The following is an 18,827-nucleotide window of genomic DNA, read 5'->3' on the forward strand; positions in this document are numbered from 1 at the left end:
GCGCCTTTCCAGACCAAGTGCGGGAATCACGATCATGGCCATCACGCAGCGGGTATTCTCCGGCATCCAGCCGACCGGCAATCTGCATCTCGGCAACTACCTCGGCGCGATCGTGAACTTCGTGAAGATGCAGGAGACGCACAATTGCGTTTACTGCGTCGTCGACCTGCACGCCATCACCGTCCCAGTCGCGGTCTGGGGCGGACCGGACGAACTGCGCAAGAACATCCGCGAGGTGACGGCGGCGTTCATCGCGTCCGGCATCGACCCGAAGAAGCAGATCATCTTCAACCAGAGCCAGGTCGCGGAACATTCGGAACTGGCCTGGGTGCTGAACTGCATCGCGCGGCTCGGCTGGCTGAACCGCATGACCCAGTTCAAAGAAAAGGCCGGCAAGGATCGTGAGAACGTCTCGGTCGGGCTTTACGACTATCCGGTGCTGATGGCGGCGGACATTCTGGTGTATCGCGCCACCCACGTTCCGGTCGGCGAGGATCAGAAGCAGCACGTCGAACTGACCCGTGACATCGCCCAGAAGTTCAACAACGACTTCGCGGCCTCGATCGCGGCGCAGGGCTTTGGCGATGGTTACTTCCCGCTGCCCGAGCCGGTGATCACCGGCCCGGCGACCCGGGTGATGAGTCTGCGCGACGGCACCAAGAAGATGTCGAAGTCGGATCCGTCGGACTACTCGCGCATCAACCTGACCGACGATGCCGACGCGATCGCGCAGAAGATCAAGAAGGCCAAGACCGATCCGGAGCCGCTGCCGAGCGAAGAAAAGGGCCTGGAGGCCCGGCCCGAAGCCGATAACCTGGTCGGCATCTACGCAGCGCTCGCCGGTAAGCCCAAGGGCGACATACTGACCGAGTTCGGCGGTGCGCAGTTCTCGTCTTTCAAATCCAGCCTGGTCGATCTCGCCGTCGCCAAGCTGTCGCCGATCGCCGGCGAGATGAAGCGGCTCTCCGCCGACCACGCTTACGTGGATTCCGTGCTCGCCGACGGCAGCGACCGCGCCCGCGCGATCGCCGCCGAAACCATGATGGCCGTGAAGGACATCATGGGCATGGTGCGCAAGAAGGGCTGAGGCTTCGCACGCTCCCGTCATGGCCGGGCTCGACCCGGCCATCCATCTTCTTCAAAGGACTCTTGCAAGATTGGATGGATGCGCGGGTCAAGCCCGCGCATGACGGCTTTGCCTGTGGCGGCACCTTGTCCTCCCCGCTGTCGCCATGGCAGCATGACGTGTTGGCGCGGGCGCGCGCGTGGGAACCCGGGGGCACCATTGAGCAGCCAGCGACGGAGCTACGAATCCGGCCACAAGCCGAAATGTCTGGTGATCGTCGACGACACCGCCGAATGGGATCGCGCGGTGTATTACGGCAGCCGCTGGGCGGTGCGGGTCGGCGGCGGCGTGGTGATGCTGCGGGTGATCGAGATCCTCGACAAGAATCAGCAATGGCTCGGCGTCGCCGACGTGATGCGCGCCGAAGCGATCGAGACCGCCGAGCTTGCGCTCGACCGGGCCTCGGGCCGCGCCAACGGCGTCGCCGGGATCACGCCGGAGCGGGTGATCCGCGAGGGCGACACCATTGCCCAGGTGCGTAAAGTGATCGAGCAGGACGTCGACATCGTCATGCTGGTGCTCGCCGCCAGCGACGGGCCCGAAGGCCCCGGTCCGATCGTGTCGGCGATGGTGCGCCATCTCGGCACGTTTCCGGTGCCGGTGATGATGGTGGCGTCCAACCTGACCGACGACGACATCGACGCGCTCGCATGAGCGAGCCGCCGCCCTCGAAAACGTGAGCGTTGTCAGAGACCTTCGGCGTCCTCCGGAAGACGCCGCGGGTTGACCGTGCGTTTTCGGGGGCTATTTGCTAGGAGACACCCTGCGCACCGGCCTTGAACCGGCGACGATGGAGATATTCGATGTTCATTCAGACCGAACCGACCCCCAATCCGGCCACGTTGAAGTTCATTCCCGGCCGCACCGTGCTCGACAGCGGGACGCTGGAATTCACCGGCCCGGCCGAAGCGGCGCGCTCGCCGCTCGCGGCGCGGCTGTTCGATATCGACGGCGTCAGCGGGGTGTTCTACGGCACCGACTTCGTCACCGTCACCAAGGACAAGGGCGAGTGGCAACATCTTAAGCCCGCGATCCTCGGCGCCATCATGGAGCACTACATGTCGGGGGCGCCGATCCTGGCCGACGGCAAGTCGGACGGCGACGACGGCGACGATGACGAGTTCTTCGCCGACGACGATGCCGAGACGGTCGAGATCATCAAGGATCTGATCGAGACGCGGGTGCGCCCGGCGGTCGCCAATGACGGCGGCGATATCACCTTCCGCGGCTTCAAGGACGGCATCGTCTATCTCAACATGCGCGGCGCCTGCGCCGGCTGCCCGTCATCGACCGCCACGTTGCAGCACGGCATCCAGAACCTGTTGAAGCACTTCGTGCCCGAGGTGGTCGAGGTTCGCCCGGTGACCTGAGGCGCGACTGCCTCTCTGCCAGGCACGCATCGAAACTAGGCATGGCGCACGCGCCACGCCGCCTCCTTCGAACAGCCGTCGACCGGTTCGCCGGGACATGACGCAAGCACCGCACTGCTGATATGCTATCAAGATGCTGATCCTCGCCATCGACACCGCCCTCGATGCCTGCGCTGCGGCGGTGCTGGACACCGACGCCAACCGGCTGCTCGCCGGCGAATCGCAGGCGATGCAGCGCGGCCATGCCGAAGCCCTGATGCCGCTGCTCGGCCGGGTGATGGATGCCTCCGGAATCGGCTTCCTCGACATCGACCGCATCGCAGTAACCACCGGCCCTGGTAGTTTCACGGGGCTGCGGGTCGGGCTATCGGCCGCCCGCGGCATTGCGCTCGCCGCCGCCAAGCCGGTCGTCGGGCTGACCACGCTGTCGGCCTTCGCGGCGCCGCTGGTCAGCGAAACCGACGAGACACCGATCCTGTCGGCGATCGATGCGCGTCACGACCACGTCTACTATCAGCTCGTCAGCGGCAACGGCACGATGATCGTGCGGCCGCGGGTGGCGCCGATCGCCGAAGCGCTGGAAGCTGCGCGCTATGGCGCGCTGCGTCTGGTCGGCAACGCGGCGCAGCTCGTCGCCGAGCGCTGGCCAGCTATGACGCCGCCCCCGCTCGCGGTCGATCAGCGGCCCGCCCCGGATATCGGCTGGTTGGCCTGGCTCGGGGCAGCGGCAACGCCGGAGGCCGCGCCCGCCAAACCGTTCTATCTGCGGCCGCCGGATGCCAAGCCCAAGATCGATCCGATCGCTCAATCGGCGCAGCCCGCCGCATGATGCGCTGCCGTATGTGCCATCAATGATGACTTGGCTGGCCGAATTCTGGGGCTACGCCGACGCCGTGGTCGAGCCGGCGACGCTGCGCGACGCCCCGAAGCTCGCCGAGTTGCATGCCGCGTCGTTTCATCGCGGCTGGGACGAGCAGGAACTCGCCGACCTGCTCAGCGAGCGTAACACCCTGGTGCACCGACTAAGGGTCGGCAGGCGAATCATCGGCTTTGTTGCGTCGCGGATCGGCGCGGACGAAGCCGAAATCCTGTCTATTGCGGTCGCCGCCTCGTATCGCGGTCGCGGTCTGTCACGTGAAATGCTGCTCACTCACCTCGGCCATCTCGCCGGCCGTGGTGTCGCCACGGCGTTTCTCGAAGTGGAAGAGAACAACCAGCCGGCCCGACGACTCTACGATCGTACCGGCTTTCAGGTGGTGGGGCGGCGCGAGCGCTACTACCGACAGCCGAACGGGGAACAATTGAACGCATTGATAATGCGTCGCGACTTGTCCTGATCGTCCCGCGGTGGCAGAACAATGCCTAAGAATGTCATTCACCAGCAAACGCGTTGACGCCGATGTCAGAACCCAAGGCAACCGAAATCGAAGCCCGCTGTGCCGCCACCGGCATGCGCATGACGGAGCAGCGCCGCGTCATCGCACGTGTTCTCGCGGAGTCGCAGGATCACCCCGACGTCGAGGAGCTGTACACGCGCTGCGTCGCGATCGATGACAAGATCTCGATCTCGACGGTGTACCGAACCGTGAAGCTGTTTGAGGACGCCGGCATCATCGAGCGCCACGACTTCCGTGAAGGCCGCGCCCGCTACGAGCAGATGCGCGACAGCCACCACGACCATCTGATCAACCTGCGCGACGGCAAGGTGATCGAATTCACCAACGAAGAGATCGAGAAGCTGCAGGCGGAGATCGCCCGCCGGCTCGGCTACAAGCTGGTCGATCATCGGCTCGAGTTGTATTGCGTACCGCTCGAAGACGAAAAGTCCTGAGCCGCAGCCGCTCCTGCCGCCACCGATCCGCCGCGAGCCGTCCCGCTCGCGGCGTTGTTAGTTGGACTCCAAGCCGGCCGCGGATGTGACCTTCGAGCTCGTCATCTTCGATTGCGACGGCGTTCTGGTCGACAGCGAACTGATTTCCTGCCGCGTCCATGCCGAGACACTGACGCGCTTCGGCTATCCGATCACCACCGAGCAGGTCGCCGCGCGCTTTCTGGGCCGCTCGGGCCGCGAGGCGCGACGCGAAATCGAAGCCGAGCTCGGCCGGCGGTTCGCCGACGATCTCGAAACCCAATTGCTCGAAGATCTGCTGCGCAGCTTCGCCGGCACGCTGCAGCCGATTCCATTCGTGGCCGATGCGCTCGACTCGTTGAATCGGCCATTCTGCGTCGCGTCGAGCGGCACGCTGGACCGTATCAGGGTGGCGCTGACTCATGCCGGGCTGCTCGACCGGTTCGCACCGAATCTGTTCTCGGCCGAGCAGGTCGCTCACGGAAAACCGGCCCCCGACCTTTTTCTGTACGCTGCAGCACGGATGGGCACTGCACCGGAGCGCTGCATCGTGATCGAAGACAGCGTGCCGGGAGTGACGGGGGCGGTGGCGGCGGGAATGACCGTGCTCGGTTTTCACGGCGGCAGCCATTGCGATCCTCAGGTCGCCACGCGGCTGCGCAGCGCCGGCGCCCTCCGGTGCTTCGCCGATATGCGGCAATTAACTGAAATCATTGGCGAAATACATGAATCGACGGCGTCACCAGAGAGTTGACCGGGCGCCGGCTGGATTTCGGCGGGTTTCGCCTATAAGTCAGCAGCGCGCGCCAGACGCGCATTTTTTGTTCCGGGCTCCCGCACACGATGTCTCCGCCGCGCAAGCTGCACATCAAGTCATACGGCTGTCAGATGAATGTCTACGATGCCCAGCGCATGGTGGATGCGCTGACGCCGGAAGGCTTCGTCGAGACGGCGAACGTGGACGATGCCGATCTGGTGATCCTGAACACCTGCCACATTCGCGAAAAGGCGTCCGAGAAGGTCTATTCCGAGCTCGGCCGGCTGCGCGTCGCCCGCGACGAGGCTGCCAGCCACGGCCGGCGGATGCAGATTGCGGTCGCGGGCTGCGTGGCGCAGGCGGAGGGCGAGGAGATCATCCGCCGTGCGCCGGTAGTCGACGTCGTGGTGGGCCCGCAGAGCTATCATAACCTGCCGCAATTGCTGGCGCGGGCGGACCGCGACGGCCGCGCGCTGGAGACCGAGTTCCCGATCGACGACAAATTCGGCGTGCTGCCGCAACCGGCACCGGACGCCATCCGCGCCCGCGGAATTTCGGCATTCGTCACTGCCCAGGAAGGCTGCGACAAATTCTGCACCTTCTGCGTGGTGCCCTACACCCGCGGCGCCGAGATGTCGCGTCCGGTGGCGGCGATCGTCGAGGACGTCAAACGGCTCGCCGAGAACGGCGTCCGCGAAATCACGCTGATCGGTCAGAACGTCAATGCTTATCACGGCGACGGGCCGGACGGGCGCGCCTGGTCGCTCGGGCGCCTGGTGCGGCGACTGGCCGAGATTCCGGGGATCGTCCGGCTGCGCTACTCGACCAGCCATCCGAACGACGTCGACGAGGACCTGCTCGCCGCGCACCGGGATCTGCCGGCACTGATGCCGTTCGTGCATCTGCCGGTGCAGTCCGGCTCGGACCGGATCCTGGCGGCGATGAACCGCAAGCACACCGCCGACGATTATCGCCGCGTGATCGACCGGTTCCGGTCTGCTTCCGCAGTGATCGCTTTCTCGTCGGACTTCATCGTCGGTTTCCCGGGTGAAACCGAACGCGATTTTTCCGCGACTCTCGCGCTTGTCGCACAAATCGGCTACGCTGGGGCGTATTCGTTCAAATACTCCCCGCGGCCCGGCACGCCCGCGGCGGACATGCCGGAGATGGTGCCTGCAGCGGTCATGGACGAGCGGTTGGAGCGGCTCCAGCAATTGATCGACCAGCAGCAATCGGCCTTCAACAAGGCCGCGATCGGCCGGACCGTGGAGGTCCTGTTCGAGCGCGCCGGCCGCAAGCCCGGCCAGATCGTCGGCCGCACCGCTTATCTGCAGCCCGCCCATGTGATGGCGCCCGACAGCATCATCGGACAGGTGCTGCCGGTCCGCGTCGACAGCCTCGAACGCTACAGCCTGCTCGGCGAACTCGCATCCGCAACCTCCCGGCCGGCCGATGCGATGGCCGCCACAGGAGCCTGAGCCCCCTTGGTCAAAAGCGCACCGGAATCGTCTTCGTTCGTTTCCCGCCGCAAACCCGATCGCGACAGCTTGAACCCGCCTGAAACCCAGGTCGTCATCGATTTCGACGACAACCGTGCCGCCTCCGCTCTGGTCGGTCCCTACGGCCAGAACCTCGCTCAGATCGAGCGCAGGCTCAGCGTGGTGGTGGATTCGCGCGGCAACCACATCACCATCGGCGGCTCGCGCGAGGGCTGCGACGCAGCGCGGCGCGTGCTGGAAACGCTGTATGCCCAGGCAGTGTCGGGCCACGATCTGGTGCAGGGCGACGTCGAAGGCGCGATCCGCGCCGTGATCGCCCAGGGCTCGCTGTTCGAATTCGACACCAAGCAGCCGTCTGCCACCGCGTTCGAGGCGATCAACCTGCGCAAGCGCCCGGTCCGCGCCCGCACCGCCGCGCAGGACTCCTACATCCGCGCGCTGAAGCGCCACGAGCTGGTGTTTGGCGTCGGCCCGGCCGGCACCGGCAAGACCTGGCTGGCGGTGGCGCATGCGGCGCAGCTGTTCGAGCGCAAGGAAGTCGACCGCATCATCCTGTCGCGGCCCGCGGTCGAAGCCGGCGAACGGCTCGGCTTTCTGCCCGGCGATCTGCGCGAGAAGGTCGATCCTTACTTACGGCCGATCTACGACGCGCTGTACGATCTGATGGATGCGCGAATCGTCGAACGCGCGCTGCAGTCCGGCGAAATCGAGATCGCGCCGCTGGCGTTCATGCGCGGCCGCACCCTGACCAATGCGGCGATCATCCTCGACGAGGCGCAGAACACCACGTCGATGCAGATGAAAATGTTTCTCACCAGGCTCGGCGAGAACAGCCGGATGATCATCACCGGCGATCCCAGCCAGGTCGACCTGCCGAACGGCCAGACTTCCGGGCTGTCCGAAGCGGTCCGGCTGTTGTCCGGGGTCGAAGGCATTGCCCAGGTACAGTTCAGAGCCGAGGATGTGATCCGCCACGAACTGGTTGCGCGGATCGTCGCCGCCTACGAAGGAGCGCCGCAACCGCCGGCGAATGGTAAGTCGTGATGTCGCAGCCCCGCCCTGGGCGTCGCCCTGATTGCAACGGGGCGGCCCCAGGAAGTAATTTTGCTCCGATGACCCGCACCGCTCGTCCCTTCACCGAAGTCGTTATCGAAGCCGATTGCTGGCAGGCCGAGGCATCGGCCGAAGCAACCGTGCTGCGCGCGATCGAAACCGCCGCCGATGCGATCGATGCCGATACCGGCGGCGCCGAGCTGGCGGTGATGCTGACCGACGACGATCACATCCGTCTGCTGAATGCCTCGTTCCGCGGCAAGGACAAGCCGACCAACGTGCTGTCGTTTCCGGCCGCACAACCCGAGGCGCAGGCGGCTGGCGCGCCGAAGATGCTCGGCGACATCGCGATCGCGTACCAGACCGTCCGCCGCGAGGCCGACGACGAAGGCAAATCGTTCGATCACCACCTCAGTCACCTCGCCGTACACGGCTTCCTGCATCTGGTCGGCTACGACCACGAAACCGATCAGGAAGCCGACGAGATGGAAGACGCCGAGCGCGCAATTCTGGCGCGGCTCGGGATTCCGGATCCGTATGCCGGCCAGGATCGGGTGAGCTGACATGCCCGACGGCGACAGATCGCAGACCGGTTCGCAAGCCTCGTTGCCGGACTCCGCGCGCAACCAATTGCCCGCGGTCGTGCATCAGGGCGAAGTGCTGCAGCCGCACGGCACCAACTGGCTGATCCGCGCGATCCGTTCGCTGTTCGGCTGGAAGCCCGGCTCGGTACGCGACGATCTGCAGGTCGTGCTCGACACCAGCCGGCCCGACGATACCGGCTTCTCGACGCTCGAGCGCACGATGCTGCGCAACATCCTCGGGCTGCACGATCGCCGCATCGCCGACGTGATGGTGCACCGCGCCGACATCGTCGCGATCAAGCAGGACATTCAGCTCGGCGAACTGCTCAGCCTGTTTCAGGACGCGGCGCATTCGCGGCTGGTCGTCTACAACGAGACGCTCGATGATCCGGTCGGCATCGTCCACATCCGCGATCTCGTGGCGTTCATGACCGCCAAGGCCAAGGTGCCGCCGGCCACCGTCGCCAAGCGCAAGAAGGCGTTGCCGGCCGGGCTCGATCTACGCGCCATCGATCTGAAGATGCCGCTGACCGAAACCGGCATCATCCGCAAGCTGCTGTACGTGCCACCGTCGATGCGCGCCATCGATCTGCTCGCGCAGATGCAGGCGGCGCGTATCCATCTGGCGCTGGTGGTCGACGAGTACGGCGGCACCGACGGGCTGGTATCGATCGAGGACATCGTCGAACAGATCGTCGGCGAGATCGACGACGAACACGACTCCACCGAACCACCGGCGATCGTCCGCCAGGCCGACGGCTCGTTCATCGCCGACGCGAAGGCCAGCCTTGAGGACGTCCGGGCGATGATCGGTGATCAATTCGTCACCGGCGAGGCCGGCGAAGACGTCGAGACGCTCGGCGGCTATCTCGTCAACCACGTCGGCCGGCTGCCGGTGCGCGGTGAAGTGATCGCCGGACCCGGTACGTTCGAATTCGAAGTGCTCGACGCCGATCCACGGCGCGTGAAGCGGCTCCGGATCGGCCCGCGCAAGGAGCGCCCGGCGCCGCGCACGCGCGACAGCCGGCGCCGCGAACCGTCGCCGGATTCGGCCGCCTCCGCGGTGGATGGAACCGGCTCCAATCCTCCTTCATCGGCCGGCGACGGGACCGGTTCGCCGTGAACCGTCGGGGTGTTCTGAACCGGATCGCCTCGGGCATCATCCTGGCGTGGGGCTGGAAGCGTGCGGCGATCGCGCTGGTGGCCGGCGCGCTGTCCTCGCTGGCGATGGCGCCGTTCAACGTCTGGCCCATCCTGTTCGTCACCTTCCCGGTCGCGGTATGGCTGATCGACGGCGCGGCGGCCGGCAAGCGGCGCGGCGTGCCGGCTGCTGCGATGGCCGGCTGGTGGTTCGGCTTCGGCTATTTCGTCCCCGGCCTGTATTGGATCGGCTACGCATTTCTGGTCGACGCCGACACCTTCGGCTGGCTGCTGCCGGTCGCGGTATGTGGGCTGCCGGCCTATCTGGCACTGTTCACCGCGCTCGGTTTCGCATTGGCGCGGCTGCTGTGGCGCCCCGACAGTCTGCGCGTGCTGTCGCTCGCCCTCGGCCTGACGATCAGTGAATGGCTGCGGGGTCATTTGCTGACCGGCTTCCCCTGGAATGCCTTCGGCTACGCGCTGACTGAACCGCTGGCGCTGGCGCAGAGCATCTCGCTGATCGGGATCTGGGGCCTGACGCTGCTGGCGGTGGCGATCTTCGCCTCACCCGCGGTGCTGGCCGATGGCGGCATCGAGGCGCGTCAGCGGTGGGCCGCGCCTGTGGCCGCGCTGGCAGTCCTGGCCGTCATGGCGGTTTATGGCGGCATTCGACTCAAATTGTCGCCGACCAAGCTGGTCGACAATGTCCGGCTGCGGATCATGCAGCCCAACCTGCCGCAGGACGCCCGCTTCAACTATTCCGCCAAAGCGGACGTGATGCAGAAATACCTGTCGTTGTCGGACCGCTCGACCGGACCGAAGTCGACCGGTGTGCGCGACGTATCGCTGCTGATCTGGCCGGAATCGGCGTTTCCGTTCTTCCTGACGCGTGAAGCGGACGCGATGGCGCAGATCGCCGATCTGCTTCCGAAGGGTACGATTCTTCTGACCGGAGCAGTCCGGCCTCCGGAGTTACCGCCCGGCCGCCGAATTACCCGCGCCTACAATTCGATCTATGCGATCGACGATGATGGCAGCATTCTGGCGGTCTACGACAAACTGCATCTGGTCCCATTCGGCGAATTTCTGCCGTACCAGAATCTGATGGAGAAGCTCGGCTTCGTCCAGCTCACCAAGGTGCAGGGCGGATTTTTGTCCGGCGTCGCACGCCGCAATCTGGACCTTCCCAATGCGCCCCCGGTGCTGCCGCTGATCTGCTACGAGGCGATCTTTCCCGACGAGATCGCGATCGGCAACAACCGTCCCGGCTGGATGCTGAATCTCACAAACGACGGCTGGTTCGGCATATCCAGCGGTCCGTACCAACATCTGCAGCAGGCGCGGATGCGCGCGGTCGAGCAGGGCCTGCCCCTCGTTCGCGCAGCGAACACCGGCATTTCGGCGGTCATCGACCCGCTCGGTCGCGTGGTTGCGGAGCTCGGGCTCGGTGTCGAAGGGGTGCTGGATTCGGGGCTGCCGACGCCGGTCTCGCCGACCGTCTATGCGCGGGTCGGCGAGCTTCCCGCGGCCGTGCTGGTTGCGTTAGTGATGATGCTTGTACTATTACGAAAGCGCCAGCCGGGCTCGTGATAATACGCGACTCAGCGACGCAACCAGAGATTAAGTTGGAGAAAATTCGCACTCGTAGAGCCGGCGAATTTCTCTCGGCGTAAATTAACGCCGAATCCGCGTCGGATTCCAAAGACATTTGACGACTCCGATATTTGAGGCGTATTCCAACCCTCATACGCTAACTGTTGGCGTATGCACGTGCCTGAGGAGTGAGTGAGATGTCGACTAAAGCGCCCAATCCTGTTGACAAATACGTCGGCAGCCGTGTGCGCATGCGACGCATCATGCTGGGCATGAGTCAGGAAAAACTCGGCGAAGCGCTGGGTCTGACTTTTCAGCAAGTGCAGAAATACGAAAAGGGCACCAACCGCGTCGGCGCCAGCCGCATTCAGCAGATCGCTGAAGTCCTGCAGGTCCCGGTGTCCTTCTTGTTCGAAGGCGGCCCGAGCGGCGGCCTCGCCAACGGCAACGGCTTCAGTGAGGCGCCGTCGCCCTCATACGTGTCCGACTTCCTCGCGACTTCCGAAGGTCTGGCGCTTACCCGCGCCTTCACCAAGATCACCGATGCCAAGCTCCGTCGCAGCATCGTCGATCTCGTCGAACGGATCGCCGCACGCGAAGCGGACGAGACCAACTGATCGATCGGCCTTCGTCGCGCCGGCTTCCGCTGTGATAGCTTCTCGAGGCGAGGCCGGTTTTTCGTTCACGGTCTGACAATGGCAGTCCTGTCTTCGGCAGGACACCGGCCGAGGAAGCATGAGCGCCGTCGCTTGATGTTCAATATTGATCACCCTGACTCTGCGCCGGATTCCGATGATCGCGATGGTGACGTCGCGATGCACCGCCAAGGATCGTTCTTCGGCCGTCGCAAGGGCCACAAGCTGCGTGCTCATCAGGCCGACCTGATCGAGCACCTGCTGCCGCATCTGTCGCTGCGGATCGACGGTCCGGCTCCCGACTCGCTTACTACGCTGTTTGACTCGGCGGTCGAGCTCGTTCGTCTCGAAATCGGGTTCGGCGGCGGCGAGCATCTGCTTGCCGAAGCCCTGGCGCATCCGAACACCGGGTTCATCGGCGCCGAACCTTACGTCAACGGGATGGCCAAGATCCTGGCACGGATCGAGGCGGAGAACATCGGCAACATCCGTCTGTTCGCCGGCGACGCATCCGAACTGCTGGCCTGGGTGCCGGCCGGCTCGCTGGCGCGGATCGATCTGATCCATCCCGATCCATGGCCGAAGCGACGGCACTGGAAGCGCCGCTTCGTCCAGGACGCCACCGTTTCGGCGATGGCCCGCGCGTTGGCGCCACACGGCGAATTCCGTTTCGTCAGCGACATCGACGGCTACAACGCATGGACCCTGGCGCATCTGCTCCGCGCGCCCGGTTTCGACTGGTTGGCCGAGCGGGCCGACGATTGGCGCAAGCCGTGGCCGAACTACACGATGACGCGCTACGGCCGCAAAGCCGAGCGCGAGGGACGGCGCGCCAACTATCTGCGTTTCGAACGACTGTGAACGGCGACGATTAGACTAACCCAGTCGTCCGTGAACCGTTCGGAAGCCCATGATTTGCGATTAGATCAGTCACGGGCAAGTATTCGATTTTGCGGGAAGGCCGGCGCGAGCAGGCTGCGTGAGAACTGAACGAGTCGGTTAGATTGGGCCGCATCGGCAACGGTGCGGCAAGCCCGGCGATCAGCCGCTTCGGCAACGGCGATGCCCTGCTGGTGATGCCCTGCTGGTGATGCTGTCGCGGCATCGGCGCGGCCCAATATGCCTAAGTCAATCCGAGCCGCGAAAACTCACGGACGACTAACCACCCGCGCGACGTCATCCTTCGAGGCTCGCCCTTCGGGCGAGCACCTCAGCATGACGACGGTGGTGAATTAAACCGCCGGCTTGGGCAGGCCGTGGATCGCGCAGGCGGCGCGGACGGTGTTGACCAAAAGGCAGGCGACCGTCATCAGGCCGACGCCGCCGGGGACCGGCGTAATCGCGCCGGCGACCTCCTTGGCCTCGGCGAACGCGACGTCGCCGAGCAGCTTGTCCTTGCCGCCGTCCTTGCCCGGGGTCCGGTTGATGCCGACGTCGATCACTGTGGCGCCCGGCTTGATCCAGTCGCCCTTCACCATCTCGGCCTTGCCGACCGCGGCGAACACCAGATCGGCCTGGCGGCACAGCGCCGGCAGGTCGCGGGTGCGCGAATGCGCGATCGTCACCGTGGCGTTCTCGTTCAGCAGCAACTGCACCAGCGGCTTGCCGACCAGATTGGACCGGCCGATCACCAGCGCGTTCATGCCCTCGAGCGAGGCGTGCACGGTTTTGGCCATGATGATGCTGCCGAGCGGGGTGCACGGCGTCAGCGCGAACAGGCCGGAGGCGAGCCGGCCCGCATTGGTCGGGTTGAGGCCGTCGACATCCTTGGCTGGATCGATGGCGTCGATCACCGCGTTGCTGTCGAGGCCCTTGGGCAGCGGCAATTGCACCAGAATGCCGTGCACCGCCGGATCGGCATTGAGCTTTGCGATCAACGCCATCAGCTCGGCCTGCGGCACGTCGGCGGGCAGCCGGTGCTCGAACGAGGCCATGCCGGCCTCCTGGGTCTGCTTGTGCTTACTGCGGACATAGACCTCGGAGGCGGGGTCGTTGCCGACCAGCACCACCGCCAGGCCCGGCGTGATGCCGTGCTCGGTCTTCAGCCGCGCGACTTCCGCGGCGACGCGGGCGCGTAGCTCGGCCGAGATGATTTTTCCATCGATGATCCGGGCTGTCATGTCGTCCTCTTTGCCTGTCCCAGCCGATGCGTCCGCATCGAAATGACAACGCCTCCCCGAACGGAGAGGCGAATGGTGGATCGCCCTCGCGGGCCTCCCTGCTTGTTCATTCGGCGGGTTTGGCCGCAACCAGGCGGCGCAATGTTTCGCCGAGCTGTTTTGGATCGCCGTCGATCGCGATCTGCTTCTGCCGCGAGGTCGCGCCCGACAGCAGCCTCACATTGCGCTTCGGCACGCCGACCGCCCTGGCCAGCAGCTCCGTCACCGCCCGGTTGGCCTCGCCGCCATCGGCGATGGCCCGAACCCGCACTTTGACCACCGGCCGGCCGTCCGACAGCGTTTCCAGCCCATCAATGTCGTCACGGCCGCCGCGTGGGGTGACCCGCACCGCCACCGCGACGCCCTGAGCCGAATACCGCCAAGCCTCCGCCATGCCGGGCGCCCCCGCCGCTGCGTCAGCGCAGTCAGAACACCGCCGGGTAGATGTAATAGGTGATCACCCGCTGCAGGAACATGATCAGCAGGATCAGGATGATCGGCGAGATATCGAGGCCGCCGAGCGACGGCAGCAGATTGCGGATCGGCGCCAGAAGCGGCTCGGTGATTCGGTACAGGAACTCGGACACCGCGCCGACGAACTGGTTGCGCGTGTTCACAACGTTGAAGGCGATCAGCCAGGACAGGATCGCGGAGGCGATCAGCAGCCAGATGTAGAGATCGAGGATGATGAGAACGATGTCGAGAATGGCGCGCATGACGGGGGAAAACTCGCGGTTTCGGTCGCGGAAGGCTCGAGCCGTAGATATCGGTTCACCCCCGTCCAAACAAGGGAACTCGGCGGCAATAAAGCCGCGGCGGGCCGATTTCGATCCGTCCTGTCGTTCTTGACTTGGCCACAACCTGCACTGTAAATGGCGGCGTTCGCTGGCCGGGACGACTTGTCCTGACCGCGCAAGGGGCCATAGCTCAGCTGGGAGAGCGCATCGTTCGCAATGATGAGGTCGGCGGTTCGATCCCGCCTGGCTCCACCAACTTCCCGAAACCAAGACGGAAGTTGGCGACCTTCGCGACACGGTCCCAGTAGTTTTCCAAGAAATTCGGACGAACAAGCGGTCTTCGCGAGGACCGCTGCTGATTTTCTGCGCCTCGTCTTTGGTCAGACGCCCGCCATATGAGGTTGGCTGCCGAGCGCCCCTGGGGACGCCCGGCCTTTCCTGACGATCACACGCTGCTGAAACGCGGCGGGCGCTTTTCGACGAAGCTGGCGACGCCTTCCTTGAAATCGGCGCTGGCGAGCGAAATCGCCATCTCGCGATTGGCCTCGATCGTCGCTTCCGCCAGGGTCTGGAACGGCACCTCGTAGAGCTGCCGCTTGATCACCTGCATCGACTTCGGCGCGACATTGTCGGCGAGGTCGCGGGCGTAAGCGTAGGTCTGCTCGCGGAGCTGATCGGCCGGATACAGCCGGTTCACCAGCCCCATCCGCAGTGCTTCGTCGGCCGAAACCCGTCGCGCCGACAGCAATAGATCGAGCGCATTGGCATGGCCGACGATCCGCGGCAGCATCCAGGAAATGCCGTGCTCGGCGATCAGGCCGCGGCGCGCGAAGGCGGTGGTGAACACCGCGGAGTCGGCGGCGAAGCGGACGTCGCAATACAGCGCGTGCACCAGCCCGATGCCGGCGGTGGCGCCGTTGAGCATGCCGATGATCGGCTTGGGAATCGACGGATAGAACGCGTAGCGGGTCTGCCAGTCGGCGCGGCGGTTCATGTCGAACGGCGGCAGGTCGGCGGCGCGGCGGACGTCGGAGGGATCGATGTTCTGCAGCACCTGCATGTCGGCGCCGGCGCAGAATCCGCGGCCCGCGCCGGTCAGCACGATGACGCGGACCTCGCCGTCCTCGGCCGCCTGCTGCATCGCGGCTCGGACCTCGCGCTCCATCACCGGCGTCCATGCATTCATGCGGTCCGGCCGGTTCAGCGTGATGGTCGCGATCCGGTCGGCGACGTCATAGAGGATGTCCTGGTAGCTCAACGGCGTTTCTCCCATTGTTGATTGTTGTTTGGCGCGCGACTAGCGTCGGGCGCGTTGTCGCCCGCCGTGGGCGACCGATCTCAGGTGCGGCCCGAGCCCCTGGGCCGGGCCAGATAGTCCTGGGTTTCGGGTCGCTGCTGCAGCCAGCCGCTCCATTTGCGGAACACTTTGGCCATCCGCTCGGGCGCGACGCCGAGCTGCGCCATCGCCACGCCGCCATTGACAGATTCGCGGTACTCCGCGATCAGCCCGCCGCGCAGCACGAAACGGCTCATGCCGTCGATCACCACGCGCTGGCCTTTGAACTCGGGAACGGTGGATGTGAAGCTCGACAGCGACCAGGCGTAGCCGAGGTCGCCGTTGCAGACCGGATCGAACATCTCCCACCGATAATCGGCGGCGTCGCGATGAAACAGCTCCTGCATCATCTCGGCGATCGCTGCGCGGCCGGTGTGCGGGCCGTAGATGTAGTCGTGATACACCGCGTCTTCGGTGAAATGGCTGGCGAACCGTGCGCCGTCGCCGGATTCCGCGGCGCGGGTGAAACTCTCCAGCAGCCGCGCGAATTCCTCGCTGGTCATGCCCTCTCCCTTGCTGCTCCGGTCGTGGCTGCCGAAGCTTGACGGCGAGATTAGCAATCGGATCGGCTGCGAGGGAAGCGGGTTTGCGGCATGACCGCAACCGCTATTCGGCGGCCTCGCGCAACGCCGTGACCGGCTCGCCGAGCGGTGCGCGCGCCAGCCAGTGGTCGAGGAAATGCGCCAGCCAGATCCGCTCGGCCAGATCGTGCACCGCGCGGTCGGCGAAATGCTCGCGCCGCGGCCGTGCGCCGGGCAATTCCAGCCGCTCGTGGCCCTTGGTGGTCCAGCGATGCATCATCGCCCAGGTGACGTCGGGGTGAAACTGGAAGCCGTAGGCGGTGTCGCTGCGGATCGCCTGGACCGGGAAGTCGCCGCCTTCCGCCAGCAGTTCGGCGCCGGCCGGCAGCTCGAAGCCCTCGACGTGCCAGTGATAGACTTGGCGCGGCCACTGCGCGCACATCGCCCGGCCTGCGGCCGTGGGATGGATGTCGTAATAACCCACTTCGGCGCGGCCGTGGGCATGCGGCGCGACCCGGGCGCCGAGCTGCTTCGCCAGCATCTGGGCGCCGAGGCAGATGCCGAGAAACGGCCGCCGCTCCTTCAGCGGCACGGCGATCCAGTCGATTTCGCGCCGGATGTAGTCGTCCGGATCGTTGGCGCTCATCGGACCGCCGAACAGCACTGCGCCGGCATGGTCGTCGAGCGAATCGGGAAGCGGGTCGCCGAACCGCGGGCGGCGTACGTCCAGCGAATGGCCGAGCGAACGGAGGGCATTGCCGACCCGGCCGGGGGTCGAAGTTTCCTGGTGCAGAACGATCAGCACCGGCCTCGGATCGTTGGTATTGGCGGGCTGAAGGGCGGGCGAGGCCACCCGTTCGAAATCGGTCAGTCGCAGATGCATGGAAGGGTCAGTCCAGAGCTACGCCGAACAGGATTGTCACACCGCCGAACAAGTTGTTCGACACAAGATGACAATTCAGTAAAGCAAGCTCCGGGCCAGAATGTGGCCCCCGCGCCGACCAGGCGCACGAGGGTTCAGCGGCGGCGCAGCTGAAAACCACCCACCGCGGCGGCAATGAACCCGCGCGGGAACAGCCGCAGCAGGAACGGCACGATCTTGACGCCCACGCCCGGCAGCACCAGCCGCTTGTTGTTCATCAGTCCCTGATAGGCCTGCCGTGCGACCTCCGCCGGGGAGACGTTGAGTACCGCCGAATCGAAGCCCGGCTCGAAGCCAGCCCGCTCCTGGAATTCAGTCGGTACCGGTCCCGGGCACAGCGCGGTGACACGAACGCCCTTGGCACCGAGCTCCTGATGCAACGCTTCGGTGAACGACAGGACGAACGCCTTGGAGGCGTAGTACACCGCCATGCCCGGTCCAGGCAGGAATCCGGCGATCGAGGCGACGTTCAGAATGCCGCCGCGCAGGCGGGCGACGCTGTCTGCGAACCGCAGTGTCAGGTCGGTCAAAGCCCGGATGTTGACGTCGATGATGCCGAGCTGTCCCTCGCGGTCCATCTCCGCCGCCCGGCCGAACAGTCCGTAGCCGGCATTGTTGACGAGATACTCGACCTCCACGCCGGCCTCGGCGAGGGCCGCGACGATCTGCTCGGCGGCGTCCGGCCTGCCGAGGTCGCAGGCGATCACGATCGGATCGCGACCGCCCTTGCTGCGGATCTCGGCGGCCAACGCCTCGAGCCTCTCGCCACGTCGCGCCACCAAGGCTACCCGATGGGCATTATCTGCAAAAATTCGCGCCAAATCGGCACCGATTCCGGCCGACGCGCCCGTAATCAAAGTCACACGTTCAGTCACGACAAGAACTCTTGTTTCAGATTGGCCGAACGGGCCCAAGGAACAGCTAACGCCTTATGCGGGAAGCAAGCAGCGTGCAAGACCCATGCGCCGCGACCTTGGCCGATCGCACACATGGATCGAACGGACGCGCGAAGAAGCCGGCCGTGCGTCCGCTGACGAGCCTTGGTTAGTTGGCAGGGTCGATCTCGGGGATCGACTGCATGTTGTTCGCCGCAGCGACTTTCTGGCGCAGGTTGACCCGGTCGCGGGTGGAAACCGCCAGCAGATCGGCCGCCCGCCACACCACGTTCTCCTCGAACTCGGTGACGGCACCGTCGGCGAACACCAGCTCCCACATCATTTCCACGATGCGGAGGCGGCCTTGCTCGTTGACCGAACGCATGATCACGCTGGTGAAATGGTAAAGGTCGACGGCTTCACCCTCGACCAATGTGGCCGAGGCGATCAGCCGGTTTGCAGTCGCCGCATCGAGGCCGAAGCGCTGTTCGAGCAATGCATGCAGTTTCCGCTTCTCGACCTCGGAGGGATCGCCGTCGATCGAGATGACATGGATCAGCAGGGCGGTCGCAGCCAGGCGGTATCCGCCATCGTCGAGCGTCAGCTCTTCCGGTGCGCTCGGAGCGACGACGTCGGTGATGAATTGGCGCAGTCTGTCCAGCATCGGCTCT

At 65.3% G+C, this 18,827-nt stretch carries 22 protein-coding genes and 1 tRNA gene; 15 read left to right on the plus strand and 8 right to left on the minus strand.

The window, feature by feature from the left end; genetic code table 11:
- Window positions 1–34: 34 nt before the first annotated feature.
- The 14 genes from trpS (at window position 35) to DWA33_RS15615 (ending at window position 12,467) form a co-directional block, all read left to right on the plus strand.
- Window positions 35–1,087, plus strand: coding sequence for a tryptophan--tRNA ligase (trpS, locus tag DWA33_RS15550; protein WP_114358981.1), 1,053 nt, complete (start codon window positions 35–37; stop codon window positions 1,085–1,087).
- Between the two features lie 198 nt (window positions 1,088–1,285).
- Window positions 1,286–1,780, plus strand: a complete 495-nt coding sequence (locus DWA33_RS15555; RefSeq protein ID WP_114358982.1) for a universal stress protein — start codon at window positions 1,286–1,288, stop codon at window positions 1,778–1,780.
- Between the two features lie 149 nt (window positions 1,781–1,929).
- On the plus strand, window positions 1,930–2,496 hold the full coding sequence (locus tag DWA33_RS15560) for a NifU family protein (RefSeq protein ID WP_114358983.1): 567 nt from the start codon (window positions 1,930–1,932) through the stop codon (window positions 2,494–2,496).
- 133 nt (window positions 2,497–2,629) lie between these two features.
- Complete coding sequence (tsaB, locus tag DWA33_RS15565) at window positions 2,630–3,325, plus strand: tRNA (adenosine(37)-N6)-threonylcarbamoyltransferase complex dimerization subunit type 1 TsaB (protein ID WP_114358984.1); 696 nt, start codon at window positions 2,630–2,632, stop codon at window positions 3,323–3,325.
- Window positions 3,326–3,347: 22 nt separating this feature from the next.
- Window positions 3,348–3,833 (plus strand): ribosomal protein S18-alanine N-acetyltransferase, encoded by a 486-nt coding sequence (gene rimI, locus DWA33_RS15570; protein WP_114358985.1) that lies wholly within the window; start codon window positions 3,348–3,350, stop codon window positions 3,831–3,833.
- Between the two features lie 62 nt (window positions 3,834–3,895).
- Window positions 3,896–4,327 (plus strand): Fur family transcriptional regulator, encoded by a 432-nt coding sequence (locus DWA33_RS15575; protein WP_114358986.1) that lies wholly within the window; start codon window positions 3,896–3,898, stop codon window positions 4,325–4,327.
- 85 nt (window positions 4,328–4,412) lie between these two features.
- Complete coding sequence (locus DWA33_RS15580) at window positions 4,413–5,099, plus strand: HAD family hydrolase (protein ID WP_114359057.1); 687 nt, start codon at window positions 4,413–4,415, stop codon at window positions 5,097–5,099.
- A gap of 89 nt (window positions 5,100–5,188) precedes the next feature.
- The gene (gene miaB / locus DWA33_RS15585; RefSeq protein WP_114358987.1) at window positions 5,189–6,580 is read left to right on the plus strand and encodes a tRNA (N6-isopentenyl adenosine(37)-C2)-methylthiotransferase MiaB; all 1,392 of its coding nucleotides are present in this window, start codon (window positions 5,189–5,191) and stop codon (window positions 6,578–6,580) included.
- A 6-nt stretch (window positions 6,581–6,586) separates the two neighbouring features.
- A complete protein-coding gene (locus DWA33_RS15590) occupies window positions 6,587–7,645 on the plus strand; it encodes a PhoH family protein (protein WP_114358988.1) in 1,059 nt (352 codons plus the stop codon).
- A gap of 68 nt (window positions 7,646–7,713) precedes the next feature.
- On the plus strand, window positions 7,714–8,217 hold the full coding sequence (gene ybeY / locus DWA33_RS15595; protein WP_167443220.1) for an rRNA maturation RNase YbeY: 504 nt from the start codon (window positions 7,714–7,716) through the stop codon (window positions 8,215–8,217).
- Between the two features lies 1 nt (window position 8,218).
- On the plus strand, window positions 8,219–9,361 hold the full coding sequence (locus tag DWA33_RS15600; RefSeq protein ID WP_114358990.1) for a hemolysin family protein: 1,143 nt from the start codon (window positions 8,219–8,221) through the stop codon (window positions 9,359–9,361).
- Complete coding sequence (lnt, locus tag DWA33_RS15605; protein WP_114358991.1) at window positions 9,358–10,968, plus strand: apolipoprotein N-acyltransferase; 1,611 nt, start codon at window positions 9,358–9,360, stop codon at window positions 10,966–10,968. Before DWA33_RS15600 ends, lnt begins: the two co-directional genes overlap by 4 nt.
- 200 nt (window positions 10,969–11,168) lie before the next feature.
- Window positions 11,169–11,588: a helix-turn-helix domain-containing protein gene (locus DWA33_RS15610; RefSeq protein ID WP_011156011.1), complete on the plus strand. Its 420-nt coding sequence runs from the start codon at window positions 11,169–11,171 to the stop codon at window positions 11,586–11,588.
- Window positions 11,589–11,786: 198 nt separating this feature from the next.
- Window positions 11,787–12,467, plus strand: coding sequence for a tRNA (guanine(46)-N(7))-methyltransferase TrmB (locus DWA33_RS15615; RefSeq protein ID WP_430707898.1), 681 nt, complete (start codon window positions 11,787–11,789; stop codon window positions 12,465–12,467).
- Window positions 12,468–12,838: 371 nt separating this feature from the next.
- Here DWA33_RS15615 and folD read toward each other — a convergent pair whose 3' ends face one another.
- The 3 genes from folD to DWA33_RS15630 all read right to left on the minus strand — a co-directional run bounded on the left by folD (window position 12,839) and on the right by DWA33_RS15630 (window position 14,481).
- A complete protein-coding gene (gene folD, locus DWA33_RS15620) occupies window positions 12,839–13,726 on the minus strand; it encodes a bifunctional methylenetetrahydrofolate dehydrogenase/methenyltetrahydrofolate cyclohydrolase FolD (protein ID WP_114358993.1) in 888 nt (295 codons plus the stop codon).
- Window positions 13,727–13,832: 106 nt separating this feature from the next.
- Window positions 13,833–14,159 carry a DUF167 domain-containing protein gene (locus DWA33_RS15625; RefSeq protein WP_114358994.1) on the minus strand — a complete coding sequence of 109 codons (327 nt, stop codon included), beginning with the start codon at window positions 14,157–14,159 and terminating at the stop codon, window positions 13,833–13,835.
- Between the two features lie 31 nt (window positions 14,160–14,190).
- Entirely contained in the window at window positions 14,191–14,481 is a 291-nt protein-coding gene (locus DWA33_RS15630) for a YggT family protein (RefSeq protein WP_012494137.1), read from the minus strand.
- A gap of 200 nt (window positions 14,482–14,681) precedes the next feature.
- On the opposite strand from DWA33_RS15630, the gene DWA33_RS15635 reads away from it, so the two are divergent.
- Window positions 14,682–14,757, plus strand: a tRNA-Ala gene (locus tag DWA33_RS15635).
- Between the two features lie 190 nt (window positions 14,758–14,947).
- Here the strand turns inward: DWA33_RS15635 and DWA33_RS15640 are convergent.
- The 5 genes from DWA33_RS15640 to DWA33_RS15660 all read right to left on the minus strand — a co-directional run bounded on the left by DWA33_RS15640 (window position 14,948) and on the right by DWA33_RS15660 (window position 18,820).
- On the minus strand, window positions 14,948–15,760 hold the full coding sequence (locus tag DWA33_RS15640) for an enoyl-CoA hydratase (protein ID WP_114359060.1): 813 nt from the start codon (window positions 15,758–15,760) through the stop codon (window positions 14,948–14,950).
- An 80-nt stretch (window positions 15,761–15,840) separates the two neighbouring features.
- Window positions 15,841–16,341, minus strand: coding sequence for a nuclear transport factor 2 family protein (locus tag DWA33_RS15645; protein ID WP_114358995.1), 501 nt, complete (start codon window positions 16,339–16,341; stop codon window positions 15,841–15,843).
- Between the two features lie 103 nt (window positions 16,342–16,444).
- Entirely contained in the window at window positions 16,445–17,242 is a 798-nt protein-coding gene (locus DWA33_RS15650) for a glutamine amidotransferase (RefSeq protein WP_114358996.1), read from the minus strand.
- A 134-nt stretch (window positions 17,243–17,376) separates the two neighbouring features.
- Window positions 17,377–18,156 carry an SDR family NAD(P)-dependent oxidoreductase gene (locus tag DWA33_RS15655; protein ID WP_114358997.1) on the minus strand — a complete coding sequence of 260 codons (780 nt, stop codon included), beginning with the start codon at window positions 18,154–18,156 and terminating at the stop codon, window positions 17,377–17,379.
- A gap of 169 nt (window positions 18,157–18,325) precedes the next feature.
- Window positions 18,326–18,820: a tellurite resistance TerB family protein gene (locus tag DWA33_RS15660; protein WP_114358998.1), complete on the minus strand. Its 495-nt coding sequence runs from the start codon at window positions 18,818–18,820 to the stop codon at window positions 18,326–18,328.
- Window positions 18,821–18,827 lie beyond the last annotated feature (7 nt).

Origin of the sequence: Rhodopseudomonas pentothenatexigens, from assembly GCF_900218015.1 — a bacterium.
GTDB classification, from domain to species: domain Bacteria; phylum Pseudomonadota; class Alphaproteobacteria; order Rhizobiales; family Xanthobacteraceae; genus Rhodopseudomonas; species Rhodopseudomonas pentothenatexigens.

Coding starts and splice junctions, on each gene's coding strand:
- DWA33_RS15660 (WP_114358998.1), bottom strand. CDS start 18,820: ATGCTGGACAGACTGCGCCAATTCATCACCGACGTCGTCGCTCCGAGC.
- trpS (WP_114358981.1), top strand. CDS start 35: ATGGCCATCACGCAGCGGGTATTCTCCGGCATCCAGCCGACCGGCAAT.
- DWA33_RS15610 (WP_011156011.1), top strand. CDS start 11,169: ATGTCGACTAAAGCGCCCAATCCTGTTGACAAATACGTCGGCAGCCGT.
- folD (WP_114358993.1), bottom strand. CDS start 13,726: ATGACAGCCCGGATCATCGATGGAAAAATCATCTCGGCCGAGCTACGC.
- DWA33_RS15650 (WP_114358996.1), bottom strand. CDS start 17,242: ATGCATCTGCGACTGACCGATTTCGAACGGGTGGCCTCGCCCGCCCTT.
- ybeY (WP_167443220.1), top strand. CDS start 7,714: ATGACCCGCACCGCTCGTCCCTTCACCGAAGTCGTTATCGAAGCCGAT.
- DWA33_RS15615 (WP_430707898.1), top strand. CDS start 11,787: ATGCACCGCCAAGGATCGTTCTTCGGCCGTCGCAAGGGCCACAAGCTG.
- DWA33_RS15600 (WP_114358990.1), top strand. CDS start 8,219: ATGCCCGACGGCGACAGATCGCAGACCGGTTCGCAAGCCTCGTTGCCG.
- miaB (WP_114358987.1), top strand. CDS start 5,189: ATGTCTCCGCCGCGCAAGCTGCACATCAAGTCATACGGCTGTCAGATG.
- DWA33_RS15560 (WP_114358983.1), top strand. CDS start 1,930: ATGTTCATTCAGACCGAACCGACCCCCAATCCGGCCACGTTGAAGTTC.
- DWA33_RS15625 (WP_114358994.1), bottom strand. CDS start 14,159: ATGGCGGAGGCTTGGCGGTATTCGGCTCAGGGCGTCGCGGTGGCGGTG.
- rimI (WP_114358985.1), top strand. CDS start 3,348: ATGATGACTTGGCTGGCCGAATTCTGGGGCTACGCCGACGCCGTGGTC.
- DWA33_RS15630 (WP_012494137.1), bottom strand. CDS start 14,481: ATGCGCGCCATTCTCGACATCGTTCTCATCATCCTCGATCTCTACATC.
- DWA33_RS15645 (WP_114358995.1), bottom strand. CDS start 16,341: ATGACCAGCGAGGAATTCGCGCGGCTGCTGGAGAGTTTCACCCGCGCC.
- DWA33_RS15575 (WP_114358986.1), top strand. CDS start 3,896: ATGTCAGAACCCAAGGCAACCGAAATCGAAGCCCGCTGTGCCGCCACC.
- tsaB (WP_114358984.1), top strand. CDS start 2,630: ATGCTGATCCTCGCCATCGACACCGCCCTCGATGCCTGCGCTGCGGCG.